Below are 13,067 nucleotides of genomic sequence, written 5' to 3'. Positions count from 1 at the left end.
TGTTCTCCAGCATTCCGCTTATTCGATATCGGCCAACTGGGTGGTGCGTTTTACCGCCGCCAATACGCTACGCTGCAAGCCCGCGGCAAAATCACTGTTGTTGAGCTCATACAAACCGTGCATTCCCACGCCGGCGGGAGAATTGTTGATATCCAGCAGTTGGCGCGGATGCAGCTGCGTCAGTTTGAGCATTTCCACCGCGCCTATCAGGTTTTCCAATACCAGACGAGTGGCCAGCGTGCGCGGCAACCCGGCCAGCACCCCCGCGTCGGTCAATGACTCGATAAAATAGTAGATATAATTCGGCCCGGCGACGCCAAAACCGGTGAATATATCGATCAGCTTCTCTTCCAGATACGTCACCTTGCCAAAGCTGGAGAGAAAATCATCGACGTCATCGGCATGGACATGGCTATTCAGCGCCACGCCGCTGTAGCCATATCCGGTATCCGTCAAGGTATTGGGGATCACCCGGGCAATGGGGCGCGTATTCCCCAGCAGCGACTCCAGGCGGTTAATCTTCACTCCGGCGACAATGGAAATAACGATGCTTTCCGGCGCCGCATGCTGCCGGATACGGCCGGCGACCGACGCGATATCATCCTGAGGACGCACCCCGATAACAATCAGCCTGGCCTGCGCCAGCGCGGCATCGGGCGAGCCGGCCGATGCCGGCAGCTGATATTTTTCCTGCAGCAGGCTGATGCGCTCGGGATCGATATCGTCAATGCTGATATGCTCGGCAAGCAATGTCTTACTTGCCAGAGCGGCGCGGATAATGGCCTCGGCCATCTGCCCCGCGCCAATAAAATGTACCTTTGCCATTACGGCCTCTCTTTAATTGATTGTCTTTGATAAGGGATATTTTACCGCTCGTGATGCGGGTTTTAATTGAAACGGTATTCGCCTAAGCCAATCTCGATTTTGTTCCCCTTCAATAGCGGCGAATCCGTTTCTAGATTAATCGCCGTCAGGCGATTTTCCGCCCCTTCGCGGAAAATAAAATGCTGCCCGCCGATATGCAATACGGCGGCATCATCAGGATCCGGCGCTAAAGAAAACAGCCGTTGCCAGTGCGCCGCCACCTCCTGCGGAGCGGCGACGTGAAACAGGGCCGAGCTGATCGCCGCCTCCCCGGCGGGATGCGGCCGGTCGATGCCGCGCTCGCGCAGCTGCCGCAGACGTTGCTCATCATCGTTTCCCCACTGTAAAACAAAGGGATACGCCAACCCCTGGAAATCGCCGTCAATGGTGAACATTTTCCATTCAATAAGATTACCGCCGGCGTCATGCCGCTTACCCGCCAGAATCGGCGACAGTTGCAATCCTTCACGCCGCAGCCGGTCCGCAACCGCCTCGATATCGTCCGTACGTAACGCCAGGTGGCTAAGGATCTGCTGCTGCGGCAAATAATGTTTCAGCTCGCGGCACAAGAGTTGTTTATCCGCCGCCGCCGACAGTTCATCCGCATCGCGGATGCCCAGAAATTCAATATAGGTGAGGCCGAAATAGCTCAGCGCGTTATGCGTTCCCCAGCCCGGATGAGAGCCGCCGGGAAAGGCGACCAAGCCATTTTCGTTAAAGCGCGTTGTTGCCTCATCAAGATGATTAACGTAATGAACAACGTGATCCCATAACAACTTTGCCATGATAACTCCTTTATAATTCCTTACTTATCGCTATTACGATCATTAAAAATTCATTCAAGCCTTTACGTTAGTGATTTTTTTATCTTTATAAAGACAAAAAATAGATATATAAAAAAACGTATTATATTCCATATACGCATAAGCATATAATAAATGGTAATTTCCCTATAAATAACCGGTAACTTTATTCTGCGCTAAGGAAATGATTTCTCATTTTTTTTACTTCACACAGGGATTTTATAATGAATATTACCCGTCGGCGTTTACTGATCTCGTCAAGCGCACTGGCCGCAACATTTCCCTTCACCTCTTTCCTCAGCGCGGCGCAAACCCACGCCGCCGCCACGGGAACGCCGGTCAAAGGCGGCACGTTGGGGGTACACATCGCCGGAGAACAGCGCATTCTGAACCCGGCGCTGCGCGCTTCCACCGGGGTATATATCGTTACCAGCAAGATTATCGAATCCCTGGTGGATCTGGACGCCAACGGCGCGATCGTTCCGCAATTGGCCACCGAGTGGCACAGCGAGAAAGACGGTAAAACCATCACCTTCAAACTGCGCGAGAACGTTAAATGGCACGACGGCAAACCCTTTACCGCCAAGGATGTGCAGTACAACGCGCTCGAACTGTGGAAAAAGCAGCTTAACTACAGCACCGCCCTGCAACAGTTTCTCGACGCCGTAGATACGCCCGACGACCATACGGTGATATTCCGCTATTCCCGCCCCATGCCGATCGAGCTGTTGCTGCGCGCCCTGGCCGATCTGGGCTATGTAGTGCCCCGCCACCTTTACGAGAATAGCAACGTGCTGGAAAATCCGGCCAATACCGCCCCTATCGGCACCGGGCCTTTCAAGTTCGTCGAATACCAGCGCGGGCAATATATTATCGCCGCGCGCAACCCCGATTACTGGAGGCAGGACCAGCCTTATATAGAACGGATCGTCTGGCGCATCATTACCGATAAATCCGCCGCGACGGCGGCGCTGGAAACGGGTCAGCTGCAGCTAAGCGCCTATTCCCAACTGTCGCTGGCCGATCTGGATCGGCTGAAAAACCATCCGGACTTTGAGGTGACGGACAAAGGCTCCGAAGCCAATACCTTTAACAACACGCTGGAGTTCAACTTCCGCCGCAAGGAAATTGCCGACGTCCGCGTAAGAAGGGCGCTGGCCCACGCCATCGATATTCCCTTTTTCATCGAAAACTTTCTCTACGGCCAGGGCAAACCGGCGACCGGAATTATCCCGTCGACCTCCGCCGGGTTCTATCCGCCCAACAGCGCCCAGCCCTATCCTTTCGACCGCAAAAGGGCCGAAGCGCTGCTGGATGAAGCCGGCTATCCGCGGGGGGCCAACGGCGAACGGTTTAAGCTAAAACTGGTGCCGATCCTCAACGGAGAAGATGTCGCACTGTTCGCCACCTTTATTCAGCAGTCTCTGGCGGAAGTGGGGATTAAGGTGGATATCGCCAACTACGACTATGCAGGCTCCTTATCGGCGGTCTATAAAGAGCACAATTTCGATCTCGCCACCGGCTGGCATCAGTACCGGGGCGACCCGGCGGTATCCACCACCGTGTGGCTGCGCTCCGGCAGCCCGGACGGCGCCCCCTGGACCAATCAGTATGGCTGGCAATCCGACGTTATCGACAAGCTGATTGACGACGCGGCTTCCGAGATCGACCCTGAAAAACGGCGGGCGCTGTACGCCAAACTGGTCGCCGAAGCCAACGAACAGTTCCCGCTGTGGTTCGCCATCGAGCGCCAGTTCCTTACCGTGGTCAACAAGAAACTCCACAACGGCCTGAATAACGCCCGCTGGCCGTCAAGTAGTTGGCATGATGCCTGGCTAGAGGCGTAACAATGAATTTGCTATTACTCTGCGGCCGCCGATTGGCGGCCGCCATCCCTGCCTTATTGCTTATTCTGGTCGGTATTTTCCTTCTTTTGCAGTTGGCGCCCGGCGATACCGTCGATGCCCTGGTCGCGCAGGTCGGCGGGGCCGACGCCACCATGATCGAGGAGCTGCGCCGTTATTACGCGCTGGATCAGTCGGTATCGGTACGTCTGGGCGATTATCTGTGGCGTCTGGTTCATCTGGATCTCGGTCAGTCGGCCATTTATGGCAAGCCCGTTGCCGACGTGATTATCGAACGTCTGCCGGTTACCCTGCTGCTGATGGGATCGTCGCTCGGGCTGGCGGTGTTTATGGGTATGGTGCTGGGTATTATCGCCGCCCGGCGCGTGAACCGCTGGCCGGACACGCTGATCTCCCTGCTGGGGCTGATTTTTTATTCCACCCCCTCTTTTTGGTTCGGCCTGATGGGGATTTTCCTGTTTTCCATCTATCTCGACTGGCTGCCCTCCGGCGGATTTGAAACCATCGCCGGCGGACTCAGCGGCTGGGCGAGGATTTGGGATATCGCCCGGCATCTGTTATTGCCCACGCTGACGCTGGCCCTGATATTTCTGGCGATCTATCTGCGCATCATGCGCGCCTCGATGCTGGAAGTCGCCACGCTGGATTTCGTGCGCACCGCCCGCGCCAAAGGATTAAGCGAAACCAACGTCGTCGTCAGACATATATTGCGTAACGCACTGCTGCCGCTGGTGACGTTAATCGGTCTGCAGGCGGGCACCATGCTGGGCGGCTCGGTGGTGGTGGAAAGCGTGTTTGCGCTGCCGGGATTGGGTCGCCTGGCCTACGAATCGGTGATGCAGCGCGATCTGAACACGCTGTTAGGCGTGGTTTTCGTCTCCGCGCTGCTGGTTATCAGCATTAATTTTCTGGTGGACGTACTTTACGCCAAACTGGATCCGCGTATTTCCGGTGAACGGTCATGATTGATTTTTTCAAGCGCTACGCGCGCAGTCCCGCTTCATTATTTGGTATCGCGTTATTAGTCGTGGTGGTGGGCATGGCCCTGACCGCCGATCTGTTCTTCCCCGAAAATCCGCTGCGGCTGGCCGGTCGGCCGCTACAGTGGCCGTGGCAAAATCCGCGCTTTTTGCTGGGCACCGACCACGCCGGACGCGATATCGCCGCCCAGTTGTTCCACGGCGCGCGCGTTTCGCTGATGATCGGTTTCGTCGCCACGGCGATCGCCATCGTTATTGGCATCGTGGTCGGCGCGCTGGCCGGCTATTACGGCGGCGTCATCGACGATCTGCTGATGAGGATCACCGAAACCTTTCAGATCCTGCCCAATTTCCTGCTGCTGCTGTTGCTGGTGGCGGTCTTCGGCTCAACCATGCAGACCGTTATTCTGGCTATCGGCATCGTCTCCTGGCCCCCGGCGGCGCGCTTAACGCGGGCCGAGTTCATGTCGCTGCGCAACCGGGAATTTATCCAGGCGGTGCGCTCGCTGGGGATGCGCGATCTGCCGATTATCTTTCGCGAAATTCTGCCCAATGCGCTGCCGCCCATCGTGGTTTACGCCAGCGTTATCATGGCAATCGCCATTCTGCTCGAAAGCGCGCTGGCCTTCCTTAATCTGTCCGACCCCAACGTTCCCTCCTGGGGAAACCTGATCGGCGGCGGCCGCAGCGTACTGCGGGAACAGTGGTATGTTTCCGCCATTCCCGGCATCGCCATTCTGCTTACCGTGCTGGCGGTCTCGCTGGTCGGCCAGGGAATCAATGACGCCCTCAATCCAAGGCTTAAAAACCGATGAATACACTGCTGTCGATAACCGATCTCAGCGTCAGACTGCCGGCCAATGCCGATCGGCCTTATGCCTTGCGCCAGGTGTCGCTCGATCTGCGCGAAAATGAAATCCTGTGTGTGGTGGGGGAAAGCGGCTCAGGTAAATCGATGACGGCCAGCGCCATCATGGGGCTGCTGCCGGAACAGACGCGCATTGAAGCGGGAAGCATCCTGCTGGAAGACCGCGACCTGCTGTCGCTGCCGGAAAGCGCGCTGCGCAAAATTCGCGGCGCCCGTATCGGCATGATTTTTCAGGAACCGATGACGGCGCTCAACCCGCTGCATACCGTTGCCGACCAGATTGGCGAAATGTTCCGTACCCATCGGCCGACCCTTTCCCGCAGGGCGATTGCGGAAAAGGTGCAACAGCTGTTAATCGACGTTCAGATCCCCGACCCGCTCTCCGCCGCGCACGCCTATCCGCACCAGCTATCCGGCGGACAGCGCCAGCGCGTCATGATTGCCATGGCTTTGGCGCTGGAGCCGCGGGTGCTGATTGCCGACGAACCCACCACCGCGCTGGACGTGACCACCCAGGCGCAAATCCTGCGGTTGATACGCGAATTGCAACAGCGTCAGGGCACCTCGGTGCTGTTTATCACCCATGATTTTGGCGTGGTCGCCGACATCGCCGATCGCGTCGCAGTCATGCAGCACGGCGAAGTGGTTGAACAGGGGCCGGCTGAGCAAGTGCTCAACGCCCCGCGGCATCCCTATACCCAGGCGCTGATCGCCGCCGTGCCGTCATTTCGCCCCGGCGCGGCGCGCCCGGCGGTCAACGGTCAGGACATCCTGACATTAGGGCACGTCAGCAAAACATTCCGCCAGGGAGGCTGGCTGCCGCGCAACCGGCGGGTATCCCACGCGCTGCGGGACGTCAGCCTGACGCTGCCGCAAGGCAGCACGCTCGGCATCGTCGGCGAAAGCGGTTCCGGCAAATCGACGCTGGCCCGCTGTATTGTCCGGCTCTATCAGCCGGACAGCGGCGAGATTACTCTGGCGGACCAGCGCCATGACGGCAGCAATCGAACGCGCCAACGCCGCCAAAGCCGCACCGTGCAGATGGTGTTCCAGGATCCTTTCGCCTCGTTGAACCCACGCCAGACGGTGGGGGAAATCGTCGGAAAAGGGCCGGAGATCCACGGCGCATCACGCAAACAGGCGCAGCAAAAAGCCAGGGAGCTATTTTCACTGGTCGGGCTGGATCCTGAATCGATCCATCGCTATCCCCATGAGTTTTCCGGCGGACAGCGGCAGAGAATCGGTCTGGCCAGGGCGCTGGCGCTGGAACCGCGCATTCTGGTGGCGGATGAGCCGGTTTCCGCGCTGGACGTTTCCGTCCAGGCGCAGGTGTTGCGCCTGCTGGCGGAACTGCGCCAGCGCCTCGGCCTGTCGCTTATTTTTATCACCCATGACCTGCGGGTGGCGGCGCAAATCTGCGATCGGGTGATCGTGATGAAAGCGGGAGAAATCGTCGAACAAGGGCCGACGCATCAGGTATTCCAGTACCCCCAGCATGAATATACCCAGTTGCTGCTCAACGCGATTCCCGGTAAAGGATGGAACCTTCAGACGCCATAAAATAACGCTTCCGCAACATGCCCCAGGGCCGGCGGAAAATGATATTCTGTCGCCACACGCCATGCCGGATTATCCGACGGTCATTCATCTGCAATTTGCAGCGCCTGCGCGCCAGCCGCGCCGACAGGCCTGCCGAAAAGGAGACGTTAACAGTGTCTGAATTGTCTCAGCTTACCCCGCAGCCGCTGTGGGACATTTTTGCCAAAATCTGCTCTATTCCTCATCCCTCCTACCATGAAGAAGCGCTTGCCGCCCATATCCTTGCCTGGGCGCAAGAGAAAGGCATTTATGCCGAGCGCGATCGAGTCGGCAATATTCTGCTGCGTAAAGCGGCGACCGCCGGGATGGAAAACCTCAAGCCGGTGGTGTTGCAGGCGCATCTGGATATGGTGCCGCAGAAAAACAACGACACCGTGCACGACTTCACCAAAGACCCCATCCAGCCGTACATTGACGGCGAGTGGGTGAAAGCGCGCGGCACCACGCTGGGCGCGGATAACGGCATCGGCATGGCGTCGGCGCTGGCCGTGCTGTCCGACAGCGGCGTGAAGCACGGTCCGCTGGAAGTGTTGCTGACCATGACCGAAGAGTCCGGCATGGACGGCGCGTTCGGCCTGCAACCCAACTGGCTGCAGGGCGAAATTCTGATCAATACCGACTCGGAACAAGAAGGCGAAGTTTACATGGGCTGCGCCGGCGGCATCGACTTCATTACCCGTCTGCCGTTGGAGCGCGAAGCGCTGCCTGCCGGTTACCAGACGCTGACCCTGACGCTCAAGGGGCTGAAAGGCGGCCACTCCGGCTGCGATATCCATCTGGGGTTGGGCAATGCCAATAAGTTGCTGGCGCGCTTCCTGTTCGAACAGGCCGACAAACTGGATATCCGCATTGTGGAGCTGAACGGCGGCACGCTGCGCAACGCCATCCCGCGCGAAGCCTTCGCCACGCTGGCGCTACCGGCCGCCAACGTTGAACAGCTAAAAGCGCGCAGCCAGGATTATCTGGCGGTGCTGAAAAACGAGCTCTCCGCGGTGGAGAAAAATCTGACCCTGCTGGTGGAAAAGCGCGACAGTCAGGCGCCGGCGATAACCAAAGAGATCGGCGCACGTTTGCTGGCGCTGCTGAACGCCATGCCGAACGGGGTAATCCGCATGAGCGATGAGGTAAAAGGGGTGGTGGAAACCTCGCTGAACATCGGCGTGGTTACCGTGGACGACAAACAGGCGGAAATTTATTGCCTGATCCGCTCCCTGATTGACAGCGGCAAAGACGCCGTGGTCGGCACGCTGACGGCGTTGGGCCAGTTGGCGGGCGCCCACACCGCGCCGAAAGGCGGCTATCCCGGCTGGCAGCCGGATGCGAACTCTCAGGTTATGCAGCTGGTGCGGGAAACTTATCAGAAACTGTTTAACAAAACCCCGGACATCATGGTTATCCATGCGGGGCTGGAGTGCGGACTGTTCAAAGAACCCTATCCCGATATGGATATGGTTTCCATCGGACCGACCATTACCGGGCCGCACTCGCCGGACGAACAGGTGCATATCGCCAGCGTCGGCCAATACTGGCAGTTGCTGACCGCCCTGCTGAAAGCCATTCCCGAACGCGCCTGATCCGGCAAAGTACGGTAGTTGCTCATTAAAAACCCCCTCCCAGCCTCCCCCTTGTCAGGGGGAGGAGCTAAGCTGCGCCCTCCCCTGCGAAGGGGAGGATTGGGGTGGGGTCAAACCACGCAGATTTGTCAGCAAACTGAATCGGCTTCGGAAAGCCGCTTGCCTTCATTCCCAGTTCAACACCAACTGACGCTCAATCAGCGGATCGAGCAACGTAACATGCAATCCCACCAGCCGCACGCCGCGCTTATCGCGCCTCTCCCGCCAGGTTTGCTGCGCCAGCGTCAGCAAATCCTGCTTATTCAGCACCGGCCACACATGTTCCTGCGTGGTCTGGCGGAAATCATCAAACTTCAGCTTTACCCCCTGCCGCGCGATATGCAGGTCCGGCTTGACCCGTTTTAAGCGCAACTCAAGCTCCTGATAGAGCTGCTCGATTAAACCTTCGCACTCATGCCAGTGATGAATATCCTGCGCCAGCGTTTTTTCAACGCCGACGGATTTACGCAGTCGGTCCGGCGATACGGACCGCTCGTCAATACCGTGGCAGCGCTCCCACAGGACACGGCCGAATTTACCGAAATTCCTTAATAACTCGGCCAGCGAGTAATGGCGCACATCGGCGCAGGTCAGCAGCCCTTTCTCCTCCAGCCGTTTTGCCGTCACTTTGCCGACGCCGGGGATCTTCGCCAGAGGCAGTTGCAATATAAATGCATCCATCCGATCCGGCGGGATAACGAACTGACCGTTAGGTTTGTTCAGCTCGGATGCCACCTTGGCGAGAAATTTGATGGGGGCGACCCCGGCGGAGGCCGTCAGATTCAGCTCAGCGGCAATAGCCTGGCGGATCTCCTCCGCCATCAGCGTCGCGGACCCATTGCAATAAGGACTGTCGGTCACATCCAGGTAGGCTTCATCCAGAGAAAGCGGTTCAATCAGCGAGGTATAGCGGGCGAAGATATCGCGGATCTGGCGGGAAGCCGCTTTATACACCTCCATCCGCCCGGAGAGCAATGTCAGCTGCGGGCACAGGCGCAGAGCGGTTGCCGTCGCCATCGCGCTATGAATCCCATAGCGCCGGGCCGGATAATTGGCGGTGCTGATTACCCCACGGCGATCGGCGCTGCCGCCAATAGCCAGCGGGATATCGCGCAAGCGCGGGTTATCACGCATCTCAATTGCCGCGTAGAAGCAATCCATATCAACATGAATAATTTTGCGCATGCCCACCCCCCAATAATACTGTATAAATATACACTGACAAATCCGTGCAAACAAGTTGCGCAAGATTGCTTTATAGTGGCTTGGCGGCCGGGAAAGGCGTCTCCGGCCTCCTTCATAACGTATGAGTCACCCGTTTTAATAGAGAGCGATGATGGAAAAGAAATCGGATCACAGCGGCAGCGTCGAACGCCAGTTCGGCTCACAGGCGCAAAACTATCTGACCAGTGCGGTCCACGCGCAGGGCAAAGATTTGCAACGGCTGTCCACGCTATTGGCTCCCTTCCCCAATGCCAGCGTTATCGATCTGGGCTGCGGCGCGGGACACGCCAGTTTCGTCGCCGCGCAGGCAGTCGCCGACGTGGCGGCATATGACCTTTCCGCAGCAATGCTGGAGGTTGTCGGCCAGACCGCTCGACAAAAAGGGCTGACGAATATCCGTACCCGGCAGGGCGTCGCCGAGTCGCTGCCGTTCGACGACGCCAGCGCCGATATCATTATCAGCCGTTATTCCGCCCACCACTGGCATGATGTAGGGCAGGCGCTGCGTGAAGCCAGACGGGTACTGAAGCCCGGCGGACAGGTCATCATGATGGATGTGGTGTCTCCGGGCCATCCGCTGCTGGATATCTATTTACAGACCGTGGAAAAGCTGCGTGACACCTCGCACGTGCGTGACTACTCTCCCGGCGAATGGCTGAGCATGTTTAGCGAGGCGGGGTTTATCGTGCGCCATGTCACCAGCGACCGTCTGACGCTGGAGTTCAGCAGTTGGATTGCGCGGATGCGAACTCCCGAACATTTCACGGTCGCCATCCGGGAACTGCAAAAAACGCTGGCCGACGAAGTGGCCCGGCATTTTGAAGTACAGGACGACGGGAGCTTTGTGACGGACATTATGACGATCGAGGCGACCAGAGCCTAAACGACGATTCGCTCATTTGCCGCAGCGCGGCACGGTAAACAGCTGGACGGCGAGTTTACATAAATTCGCCGTCCGGTAAAAAATCGCCCTGTTATTCCGCCCCGCGGTTATCAAGAAAATAACTTTTTACCAATTTTGATCTTTGCTTAAAATTAAGGCGATGATAATGTGACAACGCTAAAGGCAGAGGTATACGGGACGATAATTGTTTTACCGTATGTAGCGCTTCTATTTATTCATCAGGATCCACAATGCAAAAAATCGCGCTGTCGTTTGCGATGTTGTTTTTCTTGCCGTCTTTTGCTGTTACCAGCGCCGCCAGTGAACCCGCGCCGCTAACGCCGATAAAAAAAGAATTAAAACAGCAATTATTGGGCTCGCCGATCTATATCCAGATATTTAAGGAAGAGCGGCTATTAGAACTCTACGCCAAAGTAGGAAATGAATATCGCCTATTGGAACATTATCCCATTTGTAAATATTCCGGCGGTCTCGGCCCCAAACGCAGGGAAGGCGATCTGAAAAGCCCGGAGGGTTTCTACCAGGTTGATTTGCGCCAGCTTAAACCGGACAGCCGCTATTATCGCGCGATTAATATCGGCTTTCCCAACGAATATGACCAATCGCAAGGGTATTCGGGACGCTATCTGATGATCCACGGCGAGTGCGTATCGGTCGGCTGCTACGCCATGACCAATAATTATATGGAGGAGATTTATCGTTTTGCGGAACACGCGTTGCTTAACGGGCAGACGAAAATCAATCTCGCCATTTATCCGTTCCGCATGACGGAACACAATATGCAGCGCCATCGCAATTCAAGCTATTATTCTTTCTGGCGTCAGCTGCAACCGGCCTATAGTTATTTCAATCAGCACTATCAGCCGCCGGCCATCACGGTATTTAACGGGCAATACGTCGTCAGCCCACCGTTGATGACCAGCCAGCCGATATCAAATTATGCGTTCACCGAAACAAAATAACACGAATTCGCCTGGCATGATTTGATGCCAGGTTTCATCCCCGGTCAGCGGCTGCGTGGCCATCACCGTCACCACATCGTTGGGCGTGGTCTGCTGCTGGAAGTCGACCTCCATATCCTGATCCAACAGCGTCGCCTTGCCAAAGGGGGCGCGCCGGGTAATCCAATAGAGTTTGCTGGAGCAGTATCCCATCACAAACTGCCCGTCAGACAGCAGCATGTTGAACACGCCCTTTTTCTGCAGGGTCCTCGCCAGTTCGGCGATATAGCGGAACACCGCCGGCCAGTTGCCCGGCGTGCGCGGATAGCGCTGCGACAGTTGATACAGCAGCCAGCAGAAGGCAAACTCGCTGTCCGTCTGCCCGACCGGCCGAAACATGCCGGTTTTCAGCGAACGATAGCCTTTCAACTGCCCGTTATGGGCAAACGTCCAGTTGCGCCCCCACAGTTCCCGGGTAAAGGGATGGGTGTTTTCCAGCGCCACGGCTCCCCGGTTCGCCTGACGGATATGGGATATCACCGCGCGGGACTTGATGGGATTATCCTGCACCAACCGGGCTATCGGCGAATTGAAGCTGGGCAGGGGATCTTTGAACGTCCGACAGCCATGCCCTTCATAAAACGTGATTCCCCAGCCGTCCCGATGCGGACCGGTCAGCCCGCCGCGCCGTATCAGGCCGGTAAAACTGAAACAGATATCTGTCGGTACATTTGCGCTCATCCCAAGCAATTCACACATCGTAACTCTCTTAACCTCTCCCGTCCGTTAGTCAAACCTGTCGCAAGAGGCTGTCACTTGGCAACCATCTCTTTTTCGATCAGTTGGATCAGGATATGAATCGCTTTGATATGGATCTCCTGAATGCGGTCGGCGTAGCCGAAATGCGGCACGCGGATTTCCACATCCGCCGATCCGGCCATTTTGCCGCCGTCTTTGCCCGTCAGGGTGATGACCTTCATTCCTTTTGCCTTCGCCGCCGCGATGGCTTTAATAATATTGCCGGAATTACCTGAAGTTGAGATGCCCAGCAGCACATCGCCCTCACGCCCCAGGGATTCAATATAACGGGAGAAAACAAAGTCATAACCAAAGTCATTGCTAACGCAGGAAAGGTGGCTGGGGTCCGAAATGGCAATCGCCGGGTAGCCAGGACGGTTTTCACGGTAGCGCCCCGTCAGCTCTTCGGCAAAATGCATCGCGTCACAGTGCGAGCCGCCGTTGCCGCAGGAGATCACTTTACCGCCCGCTTTAAACGAGTCAGCCAGCAATACCGCAGCATTCTGAATAGACTGAATATTCGCCTCATCGCTCAAAAACGTCTGCAACGTTTCCGCCGCTTCTTTCAGTTCACTACGAATTAAGTCCTGATACATGGAATCCTCTCA

12 protein-coding genes are annotated in these 13,067 nt (G+C 56.9%); 7 read left to right on the top strand and 5 right to left on the bottom strand.

Translation table 11 applies throughout. From position 1 onward, the window contains the following. Nucleotides 1-18 precede the first annotated feature (18 nt). Complete coding sequence (locus tag EH206_RS04770; protein ID WP_009111682.1) at nt 19-825, bottom strand: pyrroline-5-carboxylate reductase family protein; 807 nt, start codon at nt 823-825, stop codon at nt 19-21. Between the two features lie 62 nt (nt 826-887). Beyond that, nucleotides 888-1,649: a VOC family protein gene (locus EH206_RS04765; protein ID WP_009111681.1), complete on the bottom strand. Its 762-nt coding sequence runs from the start codon at nt 1,647-1,649 to the stop codon at nt 888-890. Nucleotides 1,650-1,891: 242 nt separating this feature from the next. On the opposite strand from EH206_RS04765, the gene EH206_RS04760 reads away from it, so the two are divergent. The 5 genes from EH206_RS04760 (at nt 1,892) to pepD (ending at nt 8,553) form a co-directional block, all read left to right on the top strand. After that, nucleotides 1,892-3,514 (top strand): ABC transporter substrate-binding protein, encoded by a 1,623-nt coding sequence (locus EH206_RS04760; RefSeq protein ID WP_009111680.1) that lies wholly within the window; start codon nt 1,892-1,894, stop codon nt 3,512-3,514. A 2-nt stretch (nt 3,515-3,516) separates the two neighbouring features. Further along, nucleotides 3,517-4,497, top strand: a complete 981-nt coding sequence (locus EH206_RS04755; protein ID WP_009111679.1) for an ABC transporter permease — start codon at nt 3,517-3,519, stop codon at nt 4,495-4,497. Then, the gene (locus EH206_RS04750; protein WP_009111678.1) at nt 4,494-5,327 is read left to right on the top strand and encodes an ABC transporter permease; all 834 of its coding nucleotides are present in this window, start codon (nt 4,494-4,496) and stop codon (nt 5,325-5,327) included. The genes EH206_RS04755 and EH206_RS04750 overlap by 4 nt, the downstream gene beginning before the upstream one ends. Then, nucleotides 5,324-6,940: an ABC transporter ATP-binding protein gene (locus EH206_RS04745; RefSeq protein WP_009111677.1), complete on the top strand. Its 1,617-nt coding sequence runs from the start codon at nt 5,324-5,326 to the stop codon at nt 6,938-6,940. Before EH206_RS04750 ends, EH206_RS04745 begins: the two co-directional genes overlap by 4 nt. A 152-nt stretch (nt 6,941-7,092) precedes the next feature. Beyond that, nucleotides 7,093-8,553, top strand: coding sequence for a beta-Ala-His dipeptidase (gene pepD, locus EH206_RS04740; RefSeq protein WP_009111676.1), 1,461 nt, complete (start codon nt 7,093-7,095; stop codon nt 8,551-8,553). Between the two features lie 165 nt (nt 8,554-8,718). Here pepD and dinB read toward each other — a convergent pair whose 3' ends face one another. Further along, nucleotides 8,719-9,777: a DNA polymerase IV gene (gene dinB, locus EH206_RS04735; RefSeq protein ID WP_009111675.1), complete on the bottom strand. Its 1,059-nt coding sequence runs from the start codon at nt 9,775-9,777 to the stop codon at nt 8,719-8,721. Nucleotides 9,778-9,928: 151 nt separating this feature from the next. Here dinB and EH206_RS04730 point away from each other — a divergent pair, with 151 nt between their 5' ends. Then, on the top strand, nt 9,929-10,699 hold the full coding sequence (locus EH206_RS04730; RefSeq protein ID WP_009111674.1) for a class I SAM-dependent methyltransferase: 771 nt from the start codon (nt 9,929-9,931) through the stop codon (nt 10,697-10,699). A 251-nt stretch (nt 10,700-10,950) separates the two neighbouring features. Further along, entirely contained in the window at nt 10,951-11,682 is a 732-nt protein-coding gene (gene dpaA / locus EH206_RS04725) for a peptidoglycan meso-diaminopimelic acid protein amidase (RefSeq protein ID WP_009111673.1), read from the top strand. On the opposite strand, the gene EH206_RS04720 is transcribed toward dpaA, so the two are convergent. Further along, a complete protein-coding gene (locus EH206_RS04720) occupies nt 11,653-12,420 on the bottom strand; it encodes a class II glutamine amidotransferase (RefSeq protein WP_009111672.1) in 768 nt (255 codons plus the stop codon). The genes dpaA and EH206_RS04720 overlap by 30 nt on opposite strands. A 53-nt stretch (nt 12,421-12,473) precedes the next feature. After that, complete coding sequence (gene lpcA / locus EH206_RS04715) at nt 12,474-13,055, bottom strand: D-sedoheptulose 7-phosphate isomerase (RefSeq protein ID WP_009111671.1); 582 nt, start codon at nt 13,053-13,055, stop codon at nt 12,474-12,476. Nucleotides 13,056-13,067 lie beyond the last annotated feature (12 nt).

This window comes from Brenneria nigrifluens DSM 30175 = ATCC 13028, from assembly GCF_005484965.1.
Classification (GTDB): Bacteria; Pseudomonadota; Gammaproteobacteria; order Enterobacterales; family Enterobacteriaceae; genus Brenneria; species Brenneria nigrifluens.
The sequence above is the reverse complement of the archived record's forward strand: the minus strand, read 5'-3'. Positions and strand labels throughout refer to the sequence as shown.

What these genes read in the sequence shown, in the direction of transcription:
- EH206_RS04770 (WP_009111682.1), bottom strand. Translation starts at nt 825, where the DNA reads ATGGCAAAGGTACATTTTATTGGCGCGGGGCAGATGGCCGAGGCCATT.
- EH206_RS04765 (WP_009111681.1), bottom strand. Translation starts at nt 1,649, where the DNA reads ATGGCAAAGTTGTTATGGGATCACGTTGTTCATTACGTTAATCATCTT.
- EH206_RS04760 (WP_009111680.1), top strand. Translation starts at nt 1,892, where the DNA reads ATGAATATTACCCGTCGGCGTTTACTGATCTCGTCAAGCGCACTGGCC.
- EH206_RS04755 (WP_009111679.1), top strand. Translation starts at nt 3,517, where the DNA reads ATGAATTTGCTATTACTCTGCGGCCGCCGATTGGCGGCCGCCATCCCT.
- EH206_RS04750 (WP_009111678.1), top strand. Translation starts at nt 4,494, where the DNA reads ATGATTGATTTTTTCAAGCGCTACGCGCGCAGTCCCGCTTCATTATTT.
- EH206_RS04745 (WP_009111677.1), top strand. Translation starts at nt 5,324, where the DNA reads ATGAATACACTGCTGTCGATAACCGATCTCAGCGTCAGACTGCCGGCC.
- dinB (WP_009111675.1), bottom strand. Translation starts at nt 9,777, where the DNA reads ATGCGCAAAATTATTCATGTTGATATGGATTGCTTCTACGCGGCAATT.
- EH206_RS04730 (WP_009111674.1), top strand. Translation starts at nt 9,929, where the DNA reads ATGGAAAAGAAATCGGATCACAGCGGCAGCGTCGAACGCCAGTTCGGC.
- dpaA (WP_009111673.1), top strand. Translation starts at nt 10,951, where the DNA reads ATGCAAAAAATCGCGCTGTCGTTTGCGATGTTGTTTTTCTTGCCGTCT.
- EH206_RS04720 (WP_009111672.1), bottom strand. Translation starts at nt 12,420, where the DNA reads ATGTGTGAATTGCTTGGGATGAGCGCAAATGTACCGACAGATATCTGT.
- lpcA (WP_009111671.1), bottom strand. Translation starts at nt 13,055, where the DNA reads ATGTATCAGGACTTAATTCGTAGTGAACTGAAAGAAGCGGCGGAAACG.